Source organism: Acinetobacter junii, from assembly GCF_018336855.1.
GTDB lineage: Bacteria > Pseudomonadota > Gammaproteobacteria > Pseudomonadales > Moraxellaceae > Acinetobacter > Acinetobacter junii.
Genome location: NZ_CP059558.1, coordinates 1,733,031 through 1,750,829, shown reverse-complemented (window position 1 = coordinate 1,750,829; position 17,799 = coordinate 1,733,031). Strand labels below are relative to the sequence as shown.

General features: G+C 37.2%; 20 protein-coding genes. 8 read left to right on the top strand and 12 right to left on the bottom strand.

What is annotated here, in order from left to right; genetic code table 11:
• From cobU to H2677_RS08260, 4 genes are read left to right on the top strand one after another with little or no spacing between them, the layout of a single operon-like run.
• Positions 1-519 (top strand): bifunctional adenosylcobinamide kinase/adenosylcobinamide-phosphate guanylyltransferase, encoded by a 519-nt coding sequence (gene cobU / locus H2677_RS08275; protein WP_212638296.1) that lies wholly within the window; start codon positions 1-3, stop codon positions 517-519.
• A gap of 1 nt (position 520) precedes the next feature.
• Positions 521-1,591 (top strand): nicotinate-nucleotide--dimethylbenzimidazole phosphoribosyltransferase, encoded by a 1,071-nt coding sequence (gene cobT / locus H2677_RS08270; protein WP_212638295.1) that lies wholly within the window; start codon positions 521-523, stop codon positions 1,589-1,591.
• On the top strand, positions 1,581-2,180 hold the full coding sequence (locus H2677_RS08265) for a histidine phosphatase family protein (protein WP_212638294.1): 600 nt from the start codon (positions 1,581-1,583) through the stop codon (positions 2,178-2,180). The genes cobT and H2677_RS08265 overlap by 11 nt, the downstream gene beginning before the upstream one ends.
• Complete coding sequence (locus H2677_RS08260) at positions 2,177-2,917, top strand: adenosylcobinamide-GDP ribazoletransferase (protein ID WP_212638293.1); 741 nt, start codon at positions 2,177-2,179, stop codon at positions 2,915-2,917. Before H2677_RS08265 ends, H2677_RS08260 begins: the two co-directional genes overlap by 4 nt.
• Positions 2,918-2,968: 51 nt before the next feature.
• Here H2677_RS08260 and H2677_RS08255 read toward each other — a convergent pair whose 3' ends face one another.
• The 3 genes from H2677_RS08255 to H2677_RS08245 form a co-directional block, all read right to left on the bottom strand.
• A complete protein-coding gene (locus tag H2677_RS08255) occupies positions 2,969-4,432 on the bottom strand; it encodes a PepSY domain-containing protein (protein ID WP_212638292.1) in 1,464 nt (487 codons plus the stop codon).
• Between the two features lie 3 nt (positions 4,433-4,435).
• Positions 4,436-6,547 carry a TonB-dependent receptor gene (locus tag H2677_RS08250; protein ID WP_212638291.1) on the bottom strand — a complete coding sequence of 704 codons (2,112 nt, stop codon included), beginning with the start codon at positions 6,545-6,547 and terminating at the stop codon, positions 4,436-4,438.
• A gap of 76 nt (positions 6,548-6,623) precedes the next feature.
• Positions 6,624-7,130 (bottom strand): hypothetical protein, encoded by a 507-nt coding sequence (locus H2677_RS08245; RefSeq protein ID WP_212638290.1) that lies wholly within the window; start codon positions 7,128-7,130, stop codon positions 6,624-6,626.
• Between the two features lie 92 nt (positions 7,131-7,222).
• Here H2677_RS08245 and H2677_RS08240 point away from each other — a divergent pair, with 92 nt between their 5' ends.
• Positions 7,223-7,522 (top strand): hypothetical protein, encoded by a 300-nt coding sequence (locus tag H2677_RS08240; RefSeq protein WP_212638289.1) that lies wholly within the window; start codon positions 7,223-7,225, stop codon positions 7,520-7,522.
• 29 nt (positions 7,523-7,551) lie between these two features.
• Here H2677_RS08240 and H2677_RS08235 read toward each other — a convergent pair whose 3' ends face one another.
• From H2677_RS08235 to H2677_RS16045, 5 genes are all read right to left on the bottom strand, one after another.
• Positions 7,552-8,643, bottom strand: a complete 1,092-nt coding sequence (locus H2677_RS08235) for a 3-deoxy-7-phosphoheptulonate synthase (RefSeq protein WP_004954481.1) — start codon at positions 8,641-8,643, stop codon at positions 7,552-7,554.
• A 118-nt stretch (positions 8,644-8,761) separates the two neighbouring features.
• Positions 8,762-9,649: a sulfite exporter TauE/SafE family protein gene (locus tag H2677_RS08230; RefSeq protein ID WP_212638288.1), complete on the bottom strand. Its 888-nt coding sequence runs from the start codon at positions 9,647-9,649 to the stop codon at positions 8,762-8,764.
• A 116-nt stretch (positions 9,650-9,765) separates the two neighbouring features.
• Positions 9,766-10,056, bottom strand: coding sequence for a DUF1634 domain-containing protein (locus H2677_RS16050; protein WP_228301641.1), 291 nt, complete (start codon positions 10,054-10,056; stop codon positions 9,766-9,768).
• A complete protein-coding gene (locus H2677_RS08225; RefSeq protein WP_212638287.1) occupies positions 10,053-11,609 on the bottom strand; it encodes a PepSY-associated TM helix domain-containing protein in 1,557 nt (518 codons plus the stop codon). The genes H2677_RS16050 and H2677_RS08225 overlap by 4 nt, the downstream gene beginning before the upstream one ends.
• A gap of 3 nt (positions 11,610-11,612) precedes the next feature.
• Positions 11,613-11,906, bottom strand: a complete 294-nt coding sequence (locus H2677_RS16045) for a hypothetical protein (RefSeq protein ID WP_228301640.1) — start codon at positions 11,904-11,906, stop codon at positions 11,613-11,615.
• A 243-nt stretch (positions 11,907-12,149) separates the two neighbouring features.
• On the opposite strand from H2677_RS16045, the gene lpxB reads away from it, so the two are divergent.
• Entirely contained in the window at positions 12,150-13,325 is a 1,176-nt protein-coding gene (gene lpxB / locus H2677_RS08220) for a lipid-A-disaccharide synthase (RefSeq protein WP_212638286.1), read from the top strand.
• 41 nt (positions 13,326-13,366) lie between these two features.
• Here lpxB and H2677_RS08215 read toward each other — a convergent pair whose 3' ends face one another.
• Complete coding sequence (locus H2677_RS08215) at positions 13,367-14,236, bottom strand: DUF2797 domain-containing protein (RefSeq protein WP_004954464.1); 870 nt, start codon at positions 14,234-14,236, stop codon at positions 13,367-13,369.
• A 37-nt stretch (positions 14,237-14,273) separates the two neighbouring features.
• Here H2677_RS08215 and H2677_RS08210 point away from each other — a divergent pair, with 37 nt between their 5' ends.
• Positions 14,274-14,735, top strand: coding sequence for a DUF6231 family protein (locus H2677_RS08210; protein WP_212638285.1), 462 nt, complete (start codon positions 14,274-14,276; stop codon positions 14,733-14,735).
• Positions 14,736-14,866: 131 nt separating this feature from the next.
• Complete coding sequence (locus H2677_RS08205) at positions 14,867-15,490, top strand: YidB family protein (RefSeq protein ID WP_212638284.1); 624 nt, start codon at positions 14,867-14,869, stop codon at positions 15,488-15,490.
• Positions 15,491-15,552: 62 nt separating this feature from the next.
• Here H2677_RS08205 and H2677_RS08200 read toward each other — a convergent pair whose 3' ends face one another.
• The 3 genes from H2677_RS08200 to H2677_RS08190 all read right to left on the bottom strand — a co-directional run bounded on the left by H2677_RS08200 (position 15,553) and on the right by H2677_RS08190 (position 17,689).
• Entirely contained in the window at positions 15,553-16,668 is a 1,116-nt protein-coding gene (locus tag H2677_RS08200; protein ID WP_099948707.1) for a porin, read from the bottom strand.
• A 248-nt stretch (positions 16,669-16,916) separates the two neighbouring features.
• Positions 16,917-17,330, bottom strand: coding sequence for an HIT family protein (locus tag H2677_RS08195; protein ID WP_004954452.1), 414 nt, complete (start codon positions 17,328-17,330; stop codon positions 16,917-16,919).
• Positions 17,331-17,419: 89 nt separating this feature from the next.
• Positions 17,420-17,689 carry a YARHG domain-containing protein gene (locus H2677_RS08190; protein ID WP_004954451.1) on the bottom strand — a complete coding sequence of 90 codons (270 nt, stop codon included), beginning with the start codon at positions 17,687-17,689 and terminating at the stop codon, positions 17,420-17,422.
• Between the last annotated feature and the right edge of the window lie 110 nt (positions 17,690-17,799).

Below are 17,799 nucleotides of genomic sequence, written 5' to 3'. Positions count from 1 at the left end.
ATGTTGCAATTAGTTTTGGGTGGTGCACGTTCAGGTAAGAGCCGATTGGCTGAAAATATAGCTCAGCAGCGTGGAATCCCTGTGATTTATGTCGCCACGGCGCAAGCTTTAGATGATGAAATGCAGCAAAGAATTCAACATCATCAACAGCAAAGACCTAAGCAATGGAAACTTTGTGAAGAGCCTATTTTTCTGGCGGATCAATTATTAAAACTAGATCAAGAACATCAAATCATTTTGGTTGATTGCCTTACCTTATGGTTGACCAATCTATTGTTAGCTGAAGATCAAGATTTGCAGCAGCAACAGACAGAAAAGTTATTAGAAATATTACCCAAACTTAAATCTGAGATTATTTTAGTCAGTAATGAAACTGGGCTAGGTGTCGTGCCGATGGGTGAAATTAGCCGTCGATTTGTGGATGAAGCTGGTCGATTGCACCAAGCATTAGGGCAGCTTGCTCATAAAGTGATGTTTTGTGTTGCAGGCTTTCCAATGATTTTAAAAGATGAGAATTAATATGACTGAACAAAATGCTTGGTACACAGAATCGGCAAAACAAATTGATTTGGAAGCAAAACATCTAGCCGAACAACGACAACAACAACTCACTAAACCAACAGGGGCTTTAGGAGAGTTAGAACAGCTTGCGATTCAGCTAGCAAGTTTACAGGGTACAGTTCATCCCCAAATTCAAAAACCTTGGATCACGATTTTCGCAGGTGACCATGGTGTAGTTGAAGAAAGTATCTCAGCTTATCCTCAAGCGGTGACAGGTCAAATGCTTCAAAATTTCGCGTCTGGCGGTGCAGCAATCAGTGTTATTGCAAAACATCATCAGGCACAGTTACAAGTGATTGACTGTGGAACGGTAGGCGATCCCTATGATTATGTCGGTGTAGATCGACATTGTATTCGTGCAGGAACAGCCAACTTTGCTCAACATGCTGCAATGACTGAACAAGAATGTTTTGCTGCATTAGCATTAGGTAAAGCCAGTGTGGAGCTAGCTCAGTCAGAACAGGCTGATATCTTTATCGCTGGTGAAATGGGGATTGGCAATACTTGTTCTGCTTCAGCCATCGCATGTTTGTTGTTGAATGAAGATGCAGCACAACTGACAGGTGTCGGAACAGGAATTAATAATCAACAATTACAACATAAAATTGCAGTCATCAATCAGGCAATTGAACTCCATCAATCTAATGTTAAGAATGATGCTTTGAAAATTCTAGCTGCCGTGGGTGGTTTAGAGATTGCTGCCATGACAGGAGCATATTTACGTTGTGCTCAAATTGGTTTGCCTATTGTGGTGGATGGTTTCATTAGTTCCGTTGCAGCATTATGTGCTGTTCGCATACAGCCAAGTTGTCGTGACTGGATGCTATTTGGACATCAATCAGCAGAATATGGTCATGTTCGTATTCTTAAAGAATTAAAAGCGCAGCCAATTTTAAAAATGAATCTAAGATTGGGTGAAGGAAGTGGTGCAGGCGCAGCATTGTCAGTGCTGCAATTGGCATGTGTTTTACATAATCAAATGGCGACCTTTGCCGAAGCTGCAGTGACAGGAGATAAAGTTGCGCCTTGATCTACTGCGACATGGTGAAACAACTTTAAGCCATACTTTACGTGGGCATACTGATGATGAACTAACAGAAAATGGTTGGTTGCAGATGCAATCAACCATACAGCAATATGTCGCTGGAGGTACTAATTGGGATGTTATTTTTAGTTCACCTTTACAGCGTTGTCATGTCTTTGCGATCAATTTAGCAGAGCAACTCGAAATACCTTTGCAATTAAATATGCATATCAAAGAAATGTATTTTGGTGATTGGGAAGGTATTTCGACTCAAAGCATTTATGAAAATGAGCCCGAGTTATTGGCAAATTTTTGGCAATTTCCAACAAAATACCATGCACCAAATGGTGAGTCTTTAGAGCAATTTTTACAGCGTGTTCAAGTTGGCTTTGATGAAATCCACACTCAAATGAAAATACACCAATGGAATAGAGCATTAGTTGTTACGCATGGTGGTGTGATTAAATTACTCACTTGTTTAGCACGACATAAACATCTCAATGATGTATTAAAAATGTCTGCTGAGCTTGGGCAATTGTATTCAGTAAAAATGTATAAAAACGATAGTCTCAGTTTTGAGGAAATCAAAGAATGACACCATTTTGGATCGCTTTGCAATTCTTGACTGTTTTACCCATCGAACTAAAACAGATACCAACTGCAAAGCAAAATGGTCAATCTGTACTTTTTTTTCCACTTGTAGGGTTGCTAATAGGATTAATTCTATTTGGACTTTCAATCCTTCTCGTAAAATTACCGATTATTCTTGTTGCAATCATTATTTTAGTGATTTGGATTTGGCTTACAGGTGGACTTCATTTAGATGGTCTAGCGGATACAGCAGATGCTTGGGTAGGTGGTTTTGGTGATCGGGAACGGACCTTAAAAATCATGAAAGACCCAAGTTGTGGTCCTATCGGTGTTCTAAGTTTAGTTATTGTTTGCTTGATGAAGTTTTCAGCTTTATATGTCTTGCTAGAACAACGGCTCTCTGCATTTTTAATCTTAATACCCATGCTGGGTCGCAGTGTTCCTTTATTTTTATTTCTCACAACACGATATGTTCGAGCAAATGGATTAGGGCGGTCAATAACGGATTCTATTCCTAAAACACTAGCATGGATGGTTTTTGTCATTACATTAGCATTACTTTGTGTATTTAAATCGATGGGATTAGTTGCTTTAATCAGCTTTCTATTATTATTGGTTTACTTAAGATTTTTATTTATTAAGAGAATCGGTGGCATCACTGGCGATACGATAGGTGCTGCCATAGAGTTGAGTGAGACAGGTTTAATATTAACTTTTGTGATCGCTTCCTTTTATATCTAAGTGAATTTTTATAGGCTTGATCCTTCTCAAATAAGAAGGATCAATTCCGCTTTAACGTTTTCGAATTGCCAATACACTTCCCAAGATTACCAATACTGTAATCAGTCCCGCAATTGTTGCCAACAGAATGTCTCTAAGCGTTTTATCGATCGGTAACCATGTCCACTTATGCAAATATGCAAAACTAAAGCCCTCTATAGCATCTTGCTGATTTACTTGCGCTGCAATGACACCACTACTTGGCTCTATATAAAGTCTAAGCTGATCATTTAAGTTGGTTTCAACCTTGATCACAGGTAAACGTTTGTTGATAAAACCATATTCACCGCCAAAACGAGTTACCCACGAACTTTGAGTAAAATGCTCTAAAGGTAAGTTTAAATAATACGCTGCCAAATATTTGCTCTGCTCAAGAGGATTCAATTTTCTAGCATGTTTTGCATCGATTAACTCAATCGTTGGTGCAGCGTCTTTTGCACGATGATGGTGATCATGTTCTTTCGCTGCGGTCATGCTCCTTTGTAACTGAGGCTTTCCAGTCAATTGAATCATCCAGCCTGCATGAGCTTGATTTTGATTAAAAGCAATCGGTACAAGATTGAGTCGCTGAATTGGGCGTTGAACTGCCAATTGCCATGCTTCAGGGTTTAAATCTTGCGTATGGAAGATGGGCTGAATATTTACAAGTTCAGGTTTTTTATGCCAAACATGATAAAAACCACTAAACACCCATAACAAGATAAAAACACTTAAACTGATGGCCAGATAACGATGAAAAAATCGAATTGGTTTTTTACCTAAACGGTGATTTTTACGATTGTGAATTTTGAAGAACAACCCGATTCCCATCAAGGTCAAAGCAAGAATGCCAATTAAAGCAATTTGTATCAAAAAACTTTGTCCTGTCCACGGTTGATCTCCCCAAGTCCATGTATGTCCTAAGCGGAAGATCCGTGCCATCCACATTTTCTGATCATTGGAAATCGTTGCTAATCGAGATTGTGCTGGATCGACATAAGCTCTTAAACCAGTATCAAAATCTACACGCCAAACAGGTAATAAACGATTGACGCTTGGATAATCATCGCTAAATTGAGTGACCAGTTCAGCAGAAATAATCTGTTGTTGGCTTAAGCCGGTGTACCATACTGCAAGACGTTTTGCATCTTTTAATTCGGCATCCTCAATAAGTTGCCCAGTATGACGATCAAAATATTCAGCAATATTTTGATTAGGTTTTAAAACTCGATAAGCGATAAGATCTTTATTAAGTTCAATAATTTGTAGTGCAGAAAATTCGGTAATTTTCTGTATTTCTAAGACTTGAGGAACGGACAATCCATCCCTCAAATCAAGCTGTTGGGATGGAGGCATACGTTTTGCAGGTTGTGGTTGGGTTGCACTCATAATTGGATGCAACACACCAGTTAAAGACCACATCAAAACGAGAATGCCAAGTACCATTCCAAAGCCACGATGAAACTTTAGTAGCTTTTTCAATTGGTTGGCATTCATGACTTATTTCCCAAAATGATAACGTAATCCTAATAAATAAGTCCGTGGTGCAGCAGGCGTATAACTGGCTTGGTTATTACTAAACGAGGTACTTTCTGCATAAAGCACATCAGCTGCATTGAGAATTTGCCCATATACCTCATAGGCATTTTTACGATAATTTGCACGTAGGTTTAGAATCGAATGTCCATCATACTTTTCTGTATTGGCATCATTGATCCAGTATGAACCGACATACATACCTTCGACTGAAAGTAATAGTTCTGGTATAGGTTTAATTTGGTACTCGATTGTGCCAAAGCTTTTTGGAGAGCTAGGCATTGTATTGCCGCTATAGTCGAACGCTAGTGATGGTTGAAATTCTTTATATTCATGTTTTGCGATACTGCCTGACAGTTTTAAACGTTGGTCATATTGTTCGCTGAGTTTCCATGTTCCACCAATTTCGATACCTTGATGTAAGGTTTTTCCAGCATTGCGAGGTTCACGTGTGTTGTCTGGTTTAGTATAGCTAAGCACTTCATCTTTACCCTCTAGACGATACAAGGTAATTTCGCCATCTAAGCGATCATCCAATAACTTGAAACGCAAACCTAGATCAACGTTATTAAAGGTTGCTTCTTTCAGGTCAGGTGTGACTAAATTTGCTCCATAAAGACTGCTCACTTCAGGTGGAACAAAGCCTTGTGACCAATTGCTGTAAAGATCTAATTCAGGCGTAATATTCCAAACAAAACCAAGTTGTGGACTGGCTTTGTGAAAATGACGTTTTTCATCTGGAGCACCTGTCACTTTAGAAGGAATAAGCTTATTGTCAAGGTCATAGCTGATCCAGTCATAGCGAGCACCGCCGACTAAGTTTAAGTTTGATAACGCTTGCCAATTTGCTTGTGTGTAAATCGCTTGGTTATTCACATCAACATTAAAATCACGCAGTAATTGGCGTTGTTTAAACCCTGTATAAACACGTGTTTGAGGATCGCGAAACACCTCGATATCATTGGTTTTTGCTTGGTTCGGCGAATACTCCGACATCGCACCAATAATTAATTTCACAGGGTGAAAATTAATGGAATGTTGTAAATTTAAACCATAAGACTGAAAGGCGTTATATGTAGTTTGGCCAGTATATGTCCCAGTAGGTTTGCCATTCTTAACATCAGTACGGATGTTATAACTTGGATTCTGTTCAGTGGTGTTATCACGATAATACAGTGTCGCTTGACTTTGGTTTTGATCATTCCAACTGTGGTTCAATTGAGATGAAAGTCTTGTTGCATCAACTTCACGATAAGTAAAGGTTTGGTAACTGTAACCAGGTCGTTTACTGAAATCATCAGCATTTAAACTACCTGTCATATCTGCTTTGAGATGATTATAGCTAACGATGTTTTTAATTTGGGTGGCATCAGATATGCGCCAATCATGTCTTAAAGTTATACTTTGCTTATTACTTTCAGCATGATCTTGCCAACTATCACCGCGATCACTGGCATAGCCTGAAACTCTAAAGCCATGCTCCCCAAATTCAGTATCAAAGGTATTGGATGCACCTAGATCTAGACGGCGATAACCTTCAGAACTAGCACTTAGACCTAACTCAGCTGTTGGATTTAAACTAGGAGCTTTTGTAAGAAAGTTAATCGTGCCGCCAATTGCATTACTTCCATATAAGCTACTCGCTGGACCACGCAGAATTTCAATACTATCAATCCCAGCCAAATTTACTTCATACAGTGCATTATGGTTAAAAACACCTACAGGACGCACAGATATACCATCTTCTAAATACTGATAAACAGCCGCAGTCGTGATTGGTTGGCGTATAGACATCATGTGCTGTTCATTACCCAAGTCATTCATCAAAACACCTGGTGTTTGATTCACTAACTGACCAATAAATGTCGCATGTTTATCTTCTATATCTTGCTTGCTGATTTTGCTAATTGCAGCAGGAGTATTGCTAATCGATTCTCCCTCACGGCTTGCAGTGACAACAATGGTCGCTAAAGTTTGTGTTTCATCTTTTGATGAAGTTTCAGCTAAAGCAATGGAACTATAAGTAACAGAAAGGCACGCAGCAGCTAATACTGACAAACGAAATTGAGTATTCATATCAAACTCTATAAAAAAGCAATAAACAAGGCGGTACCGCAGTTCTCACTGGATACGATATTTACGGAATTGCGTTTTATAGAGCGAGTGGAGGTGCTTGTTTAATTGGGAAAATATAGTAGATATGTGGTATATGCAGATCTTCTGTCCACGCATAGCATAGGCATCGTACACGAGTAAACCAAGCCAATAAAAATACAAAAATAATTGCAATAAAAGGAACAATTGCAGCAGCGTCAACACCATAAGTACATAAAGGACAATGCTTCATGATCTTGCTTGCAAGCGCAAAAACTTCTTTAGCATGATCACTAAGTAGATTATGTTTTTGATGTTGAAGATGCTGTTCATGCTGCGTTTTATCGTGCATAGCATGATGGTGATGACTTGAATGGCTATCTGAATCTATTAAGCTATTTTGAATATTTGTAACTTGGCAGTGACTCGGCATTGCATACAGTGCAGGTACAACGCCAATATGAACCATCGTGGGTAAGAAAATATGCCAGAGTAAACAAACCAAAGTAATCGCACCAAGAGAGGTACGCCACTTTAGCAAATGTTGACGGAAACTGGACTTCATATCAATGATACGACACAGTGGAAATGTGGCAGCAGTATAGTTAAAAAAATGTTACAGTTCAAAAGAAATACTATATTTAAGAATACAGATATATGCCAGATTACAGTATAAATTTTCCAGATTTTTTCGATGATGAAGAATGGATAATACAATCTAAAGGGTGGATCATTTTAGTATTCACGTATAAAAATGAAAATTATGAATTAAGTTTCTATGACCCTGTTCGTTTGATGCAAACAATAAATGATGATTTAAATTCGAGTCAATATTTTTTACAAGAGAATTTAATAGTCATTCCAAACGTAAATAAGATAAACATTGAGAACGTCATTCAGGATTTTGTAAGCCATCCTCAACTAATAGAAAATTTAAAAATAAAAACAGACTCATAAGAGTCTGTTTTTTTTATATCAATTATTTATTAACGATTTGGTAAAACGTCTTTTAACGCTTCATGCATCTCTAATAGTGCTTTTTCAGTTGTTTCCCAGTCGATGCAGCCATCAGTTACTGATTGACCATAAACAAGATCACATAAGTTTTCAGGAATATCTTGACGACCACCTTTCAAATGACTTTCAACCATGATGCCTACGATTGACTTATTACCATCAAGAATCTGCTCTGTGATGTTTTTAAGAACCAAAGGTTGTAAGTACGGATCTTTGTTTGAGTTAGCATGACTAGTATCGATCATAATCTTATTGCTTACTTTAGCTTTTGCTAAAGCAGCTTCAGCTTCAGCAACAGAAGTTGCATCATAATTTGGCTTACCGTTACCACCACGTAAAACTACGTGTGCATAAGGATTGCCCTTAGTATTGATAATTGCAACTTGACCGTTTTCATTTAAGCCTAAGAAGCTATGACCGTGTTTTACTGATTGCATTGCATTCGTTGCAACTGTTAAACCACCGTCTGTACCATTTTTAAAGCCAACAGGTGAAGATAATCCCGAAGACATTTCACGATGTGTTTGACTTTCTGTTGTACGAGCGCCAATCGCTGACCAAGAAATTAAATCTTGGTAGTACTGAGGTGAGTTAGGATCAAGTGCTTCAGTTGCACAAGGCAAACCTTTTTCATTTAATTCTAGTAAAAGACCACGACCAATATGTAACCCTTTTTCAATATTGAAAGAGTCATTCATATCAGGGTCATTAATTAAACCTTTCCAACCTACTGTTGTACGTGGTTTTTCAAAATAAACACGCATAACTAAATAAAGCGTATCTTTTACTTTTTCGCTCAGCTCTTTCAAGCGATCAGCATACTCATTTGCAGCTTTAGGATCGTGGATCGAACAAGGGCCAATAACGACAAACAAGCGCTTGTCTTTACCATCTAAAATATTACGTACAGTTGCACGTCCTTGTAATACAGTTTGCGACGCAGCCTCAGATAAAGGAAGATCAGCTTTCAGTTCCGCAGGGGTAATTAAAGTTTGAATGCTTTTAATGTTAACGTCGTCGATATCTGGCTGAGAAACTGGATTTGACTGTAGAGTATTCATTGCTGTCACAAATTTAATCAAAAGAAGAGGTTATTTTGTCTACGAATATAGCACGAAAAGCCGACTGATTAACTAGTTATAATCATATTTTGTGTAGAAACAATCGGCATTTTGCTACTTAAACTGCGCTTGTAGAAGTTGTTGTTTGCTGAATGATGACAGCTTGTTGAGTTTCTACTGGCTTTGGTTTCGCTTTGATCGGGTTAACCATAAAGTTAATCCCTAGCGCAAATAATGTGATACCTAGAATTTTACGAATCAAACGTTCTGGCATATGCGAGCTGATCAATGTGCCTGCAATAATTGCTGGAATAGAACCAACCAATAACCACATCAATAATGTAAAATCGACGTTTCCTGAAGACATATGGCTTAGGCCAGCAACTGCTGTCAATAATACTGCGTGTACAACATCGGAACCAATAATACGAATCATAGGTAGATTTGGGAACATAATTACTAAAGCCATGATACCAAAAGCACCAGCACCTACAGATGATAGTGTAACGAACACACCTAAGATGATCCCCATGATGACAATATAATGGCGTTTATGTTGTAAAGCATGTTGCTCGCTTTCCATATTTGCTTGTTCACGATTACGGAAACGGTCAAAGAACTTTTCAATTTGCGCACGAAAGACAATCGAGATACCTGTCAAAGTCAGCATAAAACCAAGTACCATCGTTAATACAGCTTTGTAGTGCGTTGATTGACTTAAATAATGTTCTAAAACCCATGAGGTTGCGAATGACGCAGGAATACTACCGATTGCTAGCCAAATAACGATTGGCCAAACGATATTGAGTTTCTTTGCATGAACAACTGAGCCACAGAATTTAGAGATTGATGCATAGAGCAAATCAGTACCAATTGCGATATGTGGTTCAATTTTGAAAAGGCTAATAAGAATAGGAGTCATCAAAGAACCACCGCCAACACCTGTGATACCTACACAGAAGCCAACCAAAACCCCAGCCATGATAAATTCAATAGGACCAAACATTACCAATATGCCTAATTATGCAAAAACAGGCATATCTTATGCTTTTTTGAGATAACTCGTTGTGATGAATAATGATTTACTTATGCAAAAAAAAGCTAAAGGAAGATTTTTTAATGTCATTTGTGTTTGACTTTAGGTGTTAAGACACGATTGATTTTTAAAACCAATAGGAAGGTGATCGGTGTTGCAAATATCCACCAACTGACAAATCCGATCGATTTTCCCTCAATCCAACATAATAAACTTCCTGAAATTAGGAATAAAAGAAAAGCTAAGATTCGAAATTGCACTTGATAGGTCATCATTATTTTTTGATATTTCAAATGAACATTAGACTGTTGTTTAGAACTACAACGATACAAGATGAACATACCGATTAAAGTCAGTAATAAACTAAAGAAAATCACACATTCACTCCATTTTTAATCAGTTTGCTTTTAATTTTCTGAGTTGACTTGATTTGTATTGGCTGAATGTTTTTATAAATGAATGCTGCAAAACAAGCACAGGCAACAAAGAATAGATCAACACGTAGAAATAACCAGTAACTTTCCAAGTTTGCTATAAGGTCATGATTAAGCAAATAGAACAGGTTATATAAGGGCAAACTGAAAGCGAGCAGAGCAAAGATCACAATCTGAGATTTCCATAAATATTGCTTAGGTGTGAATAAAGCCAATACAAAACTAAGCATCCAAACGCTAAAAAATGTATAAATTTCATAATTAAGATCAGCGCTAGGACTTGATATCAACCGATTCACTAAAAAATAGCTCAGCATAGCAATCGGAAGACCAAGAAAACTTGCAATATTTAAGCGATCAACAAGGTAGTAACCAACATGGAATTTTGGGGATTTATACTGAATTTGTCGTTTAAGACTCCACAGCAATAGCCCTGACGCAATCATCAGACAGCCAAGAACTCCTGAGCAAAAAAAGGCAAATCTTAAAAAAGGTTGGGCAAAAGTTGCCATGTGAAGTCCATAAACTCCAGCATTCAAAGTAGCTATAGCACTATTATTTCTAGTATTACTTAATATCTTTCCCGTTCCATCAAATACGATTTGCGGTTGATTTAGCGTGATTGAACGATCTTTAAGTTGTTTGATCGTTATTACGGCTTGATCCGTATTTGGATTTTTAACTTCAAAAGTAGCAAGTGATTGATCTCCCCATTGTTGTTTGATTCGAGTCAAAAGATCCTCTGTCGATATCATGTTACTAATTTGAAGGGATGTTATCGTATTTGAATTCGTAGCTACGGTTCGTATTTCAGTGAAATATTGATAAGGATTTTCTGGATAGAGTTTTTTCATTCCCCAAGGAAGATATAAATAAAAGAAAATGGCTAAGCCTGTAAACGTTATCGTCAGAAAAAAAGGAAGAGCTAAAACTGATGTCACATTATGAAAATCAAGCCAAGACCGTTGTGATTTAAATGTTCTGAGTGTAAAGAAGTCGGTAAATATCTTTTTGTGGGTAATAATGCCAGATACCAGTGCAATTAACATGATGAATGCTGCAAGGCTTGCGATGAGCCTGCCAATAAACACAGGCATGCCGTATAACTGAAAATGAAAATTGTAAAAAAAGTCGCCGCCTTGAGTATGAGATAATTGAAGTTCTTTGCCTGAATTAGCGTCTAAGCTTTTACTTTCGTAACCACCACTAGCTTTTTCCCAATAAATTTTGTTTACAGGTTCTTCAGAATTAGCAACTTTTAAATACCACGTTTTAGCATCACTAGCATTTTGGGATAGGTAATGAGTTGCAGTTAGGATTGCCGTATCCTGATTGATTTGATATTGCGCAAGTTGTGGCTGCATCCATAAAGTGATTTGATGCCGATAGTAGGAGCTTGTACCCATCAAGAAAATAGCAAATAGCAGCCATCCGAAAATTAAGCCCGTCCAAGCATGTAGCCAAGCCATTGACTGGCGAACACTTTTATTCTGCATTTTTTAATTCAAACCTGCTGATAAGCCAAATAGAAATATGGTGAGTGCGAAACTTGTTAGGGCGAGCTTAGATAAAGAAGTAAAACAAAATCCAACAATGATAAAGCTGAGATAAAAAAATATGGAAATGAATGCTGCTAGATAAATTGCTTCAGCCTTGGCTAAAGAAGCCTGAAAAACTTGAGTAAGGCTCATACATAAAAAAGCTGTGCATACATACCCGATCACAAACGTTAAAAAGAAGCGGAATAAAACATTTAGTTTATCGCTATATGTATTTAAAGAAGTCTTAGGCATGAGTTCACAATGATGTTAAATAGAATGGATTACATATGAAAATGATTCTTGTTTATATTAATGTGTTAATCAATTCTATTCAATTTGACTTTGATCGTAAATATAAATGGATATATAAATAATTAATGCTAATACAGATGATTCATAATATTCACTAATCAAGAACAAATTGTCATCTTTGATGCGATTCAATGTAAAATCATTTTGTTAAAATATTTCAAACATTTGAATGGGGCAGTTGTCTTGTTAAAGCAAAAACTAAAAATTGGGATCGTCGTGGGTGAAGTTTCTGGTGATACGCTAGGAGTTAAACTCATGCGTAGTTTTCGCGAACAAGGCATAGATGTTGAATTTGAGGGTATTGGTGGTCCGCAAATGATCGCTGAAGGTTTTCATAGTTATTACCCTATGGAAATACTATCTGTGATGGGAATTGTGGAAGTCTTAAAAGACCTAAAAAAATTATTTGCTGTACGTGATGGTCTAGTTGAACGGTGGGCTGAACGTCCCGTAGATATTTTTATAGGAATAGATGCGCCAGATTTCAATCTACGTCTATCTAAAACGATTAAAGAAAACAATTTACCAATCAAAACAGTTCAATATGTGAGTCCTTCAGTTTGGGCTTGGCGTCAAGGACGAGTTCATGGCATTAAACGAAGTATAGATTTAGTCCTTTGTTTGTTTCCATTTGAAAAAACATTCTATGAAAATTATGAGGTGCCAGCAGCATTTGTAGGACACCCTTTAGCAAAACAATTACCTCTCAAGAATCCGATTATTGAAGCGAAACATCAATTAGGTTTAGCCGCAAATAAAACTCACATCGCATTACTTCCTGGTAGTCGTCGCGGTGAAATCGAACGATTATTACCATTGTTGACGGATGCTGCCGAGATTTTACATCGTAAATATCCAGAGCTTGAGTTTCTGATACCTGCAATCAATGATGCTCGTAAGCAACAGATAGAGCAGGGTTTACAGAATGTTGGGACGAGCTTAAAGGCTAAAATTCATGTTTTAGAAAATTCAGATGCTGAATCAAAAATTGGACGTATGGTGATGAATGCGAGTGACATAGTTGCTTTAGCATCTGGTACAGCGACACTTGAAGCGATGTTATTGCACCGTCCGATGGTGACATTTTATAAATTAAACTGGTTAACCTATCTAATTGCGAAATTTTTAGTCAAAATTCCATATTATTCTTTGCCCAATATTATTGCTGGCAAAAAGGTAATTGAAGAGTTAATACAAGCAGATGCAACGCCACAGCATTTAGCAACTTCAATTGAAAAATTGATGGATCACGAAACTGCACATATTCAAATGATGCAACATCTTAGTATGCATAAGCAGCTCATCTCAGGGAATACTGAAGATCCAGTCAAAGCGATATTGAACTGTTTGACTTCTTGATAAATAAAAAGGTGGCAACGTAGCCACCTTATTTAAGTCATTCAAGCTCGAAGAATCAGTTCATAGCCTGTATATTTTCGAATATTGATCACTCCAATATCAAGTATCAGGTATTGACCTTTGATACCTTGTAATACACCACGTATTTTTGGAGTCTTATCCAAATTTAGTGATTTTATTTTTTCAGGATATTGTTCCACAGGGTATATAAACTCATGTGGTATTTCATTTTCTAGTAATTCTAGATTTTCATTGAACTCTAGATTTTGACTGAACTCATCACGAATACTTTGAATTTTAGGTGCAAATTCCTCAATGATCTGATCCCGCTGTTCGATTAAATTTAGTGGCTCAGCTTCGCCTTTAAGCAATTTACGCCAATCTGTTTTATCAGCGATTTGAGTGCCAAATAATGTTTCTAAATGTCCTGATAAACGGCGTGAACCCACTTTCATGATTGGGAGAGCTTGTGTCGCACCTTGATCTAACCAACGTGTTGGCATATTCACGATACGGGTGATTCCGATTTTTAAGGCACTAGAGTTCGCTAAATAAACAATATGTGGTTGGAAGCAGACATTGTGTGCAAAATCATTTTCACGGCATGTACCTAAATGATAATGACAGGTTTCAGGCTTCATAATACACAAGTCACATTCAGCTTTTGTTTTAAAGCATTTAAAGCAATGTCCTTGCGAATATGATTTAGGTGTTTTTGCACCACAAGATGTACAAAAAATATTTCCAGTCCATTCAATCTCTAACTCTTGACCCAACACAAACGGTAGATCAGTTTCTGAACGATCTAGGATAAATTTATATTCAACATTTGCCTTGCGTGTTGATTGATCAGTTACACTATGCGTTTTGAGTGCTGCATGCATTTTATGGCAAATGCCCTGTAGTTCCATTAATAAACTCTCATCTTTCTCAATCAAGGGTTGCAGTATGGCTGAACAAAATGTCATCACTTCTATGCTAGACGATTTATCTAAAGAACAGCCGATTCATACTGCACTTTCTATAGGTCAGAAAATTGACCAAAATGCTTCTATTCAATGGAATTATTTTAACGTAACTGACTTTTTAAATCTGCCTTTTACACAGCGATATGATTTAGGTTTTGTATTATTTGATACAGAAGAAATGCAAACTATCAGTGATTCTCAAAAATCCCAACTATTAGTCAAGCTTCGAGATTTGATGGCAAAACGTATTGTTGTCGTGAGTAAATTAACTGATGAAAAGTTACTGCGTTCACTTGGTTTTACTCAATTGATTGATAAAACCACACATGAAAGCGATTTTGCTTTATGGCAGTTTAATATTTTGACTTATAAACATGTTCCTGACTGGTTCAACTCTAAGTTCTGGGCAAATCCTGAAAACTGGGATAAGTTCCGCTGGTGATCAGGTTGGATTTAGCCAAACTAAATCCTTGCTTTTGATTGCAAGTTCTTGCAAAAATTAACAAATCATCTTTGTTTTGTTTTTTCAAAGCAGCGTATTCTTTTGGAATAAATAATTCCAAAGGATAAGTCATGACGGATTTAGCAAACATTGTTGAAATACTGGCGAAACAAGCTTTAGGTGGACAACAGCAAACGACTGGGCAAAGTGGTTTGGGCGGAATTTTAGGTTCAGTTTTAGGTCAACTTGGTGGACAACAACAAAATAATCAAAACCAACAACAAGGCGGTTTAGGCGGAATTCTTGGTTCAGTATTAGGTCAGTTAGGTGCGGGGAATAGTGGTAATTCTACTCAGACCAATAGTAACCGCAGTGGTACAGCACAAACGTTATTGATAGCAGTTTTACCCTTAATTCTTGCATGGATTCAAAAACAAGGCGGTTTGCAAGGTGCTTTAGACAAACTAAAAAATGCAGGTTTAGCAAATCAGGTCCAAAGCTGGGTCGATCCACAGCAACAAAATGCTCAAGATGTTCCAACTCAAAATATTCAAAATTTATTTGATGATCAAGATGTTGAACAAGTTGCACAACAAACACAAGCGCCTAAACAGGCAATTTATGGTGCAATAGCATCAGTTCTACCACAAGTTATTGATTCTTTGACACCACAAGGCTCTAGTACAAATCCTCAAGAAGCAAATCAAGATATTCAGAATGTTTTAAATTTAGTAAGTGGATTCTTAAAGAAGTAAGTAATCAAAAAGAAAAGGGCATTCAAATGAATGCCCTTTTTTTGTAGAACGATAATCTCAATTTAGAAATTATATTCCATACCTGCACCTACAACAGTACGTTTGTTGTCTTCATCTTGCCAATCACGTTTTTGTTGAGCAACAATACCGTAGAAACGAGCTTGTTTGTTGAAACGGTAGTCTAAGCCAACGCCGTATTGGTCAAGTTTACGATCTTCAAAACCATCACGAGCAGTAGTAGCTGATTGGTATTGACCTTTTACAGCAAATGGAGTGTCACCAATCTTATAAGTAAGAGCAGCTACCCAAGCATCTTCTTCCAAACCTTTGTAGTTCGCAAGAATATCTTTACCATTTGTGTCTTTTTTACCAGTATTAAATGCTGTTAAATCATCTTTAGGCTCAGCATGTTGCCATAAAGCACCTAGAACTAAACCTTTAGCACCAATTACGCCAAAGTCCATAGAACCTGTCACACGGTAAGCATCAGAGTAAATATCTTTTAAGCTGTAAGCATTGTATTTACCTTGAACGCCCGAGTTACCTGCAACACCAAGAGCTAAACCAAGATCTTTGTTTTCGTAGTTAACAGAAGCAGAAACTGAATCACCGAAGCTATCACGCTTATCATCGTAACCAGAAGCACCTTCTTTCGAGTCAGAAGTATTTTCACCTTGTTGGAACATTACATTGAAAGTAAGACCAGCAAGTAATTTAGGGTCAGATTCAAAACCAATTACGTTGTTAAGGCGATCTTCACCATACATTGTATTTGTAATATCAAGAATTGTGTGGTCGTTATAAATATCTTGGTTGTTGCCAGCAGCAGTTTTAAAGTAAGAGTCAAATTTACCCACTTTAAGTGCACCGATACCATCAGATTTAAGACCGATGAAACGGTTACGAGCGCTAAGGTCTGTGTCTGAACCAGAACCATCAGTTGAAATAGCCCATTCAGCTAAATAGATTGCAGAAAGTTTGTCAGTTAATTTTTCTTCACCCTTAACGCCAATACGTGAAGCATTAGAGTTAACTTCAGTAACGTCACTTTCCCCATCAAAGTTTTTGTTATCAACATTGTCAAGTGTTACGTTTAACTTACCATACAATGTTGGTGCTGCTTGCGCTGCATTCATGGCTAAAGTTGCTACAGTAGCAGCAAGAAGCAATTTTTTCATTGAGATTTCTCCAAAACACTTTTTTGTAAATGGCTAATGCCTTAGTTACTGTTATAAGCTTGCTTGTGTACAAAAAGTTACACAGCTCACTGACTTGTATGCAGTATCGGAAAACTTTGTGACAGAGAAGTGAAAGAAAGATGACAGTTTGATGACGATTTATATTTGGTAATAATTATATTTATTATTGATTTTTATAGTAATAATAAAAAACGAAGTTATAACTTCGCTTTTTATTATGTGAAAAATTACAGTGCAGCTTTAATTTTTTCTGCTAATTCTTTAATTTTTTCTTGATCGCCCATCTTGGCAGCATGACGCCCCAATTCATGTACTGAACTTGGAATTAAGTGAAAATGCACATGAGGAACAGTTTGCCCAGCAGAAGCACCAGACAATTGCATTAAAACAATACCTTTTGCATCTAATGCAGTTTCAATCGCTCGAGCAATCTTTTGCACAATTTGAATGGTGTATGCAGCAGCATCCGCAGGTAAATCGAGTAGAGTTACTGCAGGTGTTTTTGGGATAACGAGCGTATGACCTTCCGCTTGGGGCATAATATCCATAAATGCGAGTACTTGATCATCTTCATAGACCTTAATCGCAGGTAATTCGCCACGTAAAATTCTCGCGAAAATATTTTGGTCATCGTATGCCATGATTAATCCTTTATATGATGTACTAAGTTAAAAAATTGCTCCCTTAATGATTTCAATAAGAGAGCTATAAATGAACTATTTAAGTAGTTTTATTTGCAATTAAGCTCTTTTTGCCGAGCTTTGATTTGATCGAGACGTTGTTGCTCTTTATCTGAAAATTTTGGCTTAGTCGTATGGCAGTTTTCATTACCATATTTAGCTTTCGCATCAGCGTCTTTAAAACAGAATCCTTTTGATGCATAGATGAGGTTGTAGTCATCTTGCAACTTTTTACATTCTTGTTCTGGTGTGGCAGCTTGGAGATTAAAACCAGTAAAAGAGATTAATCCTGCAATAACTGCAACCGTAAACTTATTCATGAGGTGTTCCTCTATTCAAAAAGGTATAAATCAAGGCTTTATGAAACGATATTCATATGGCATTTGATCCCTACGTACTTACCAATATAAGGCTTATTCATGAAATTTCA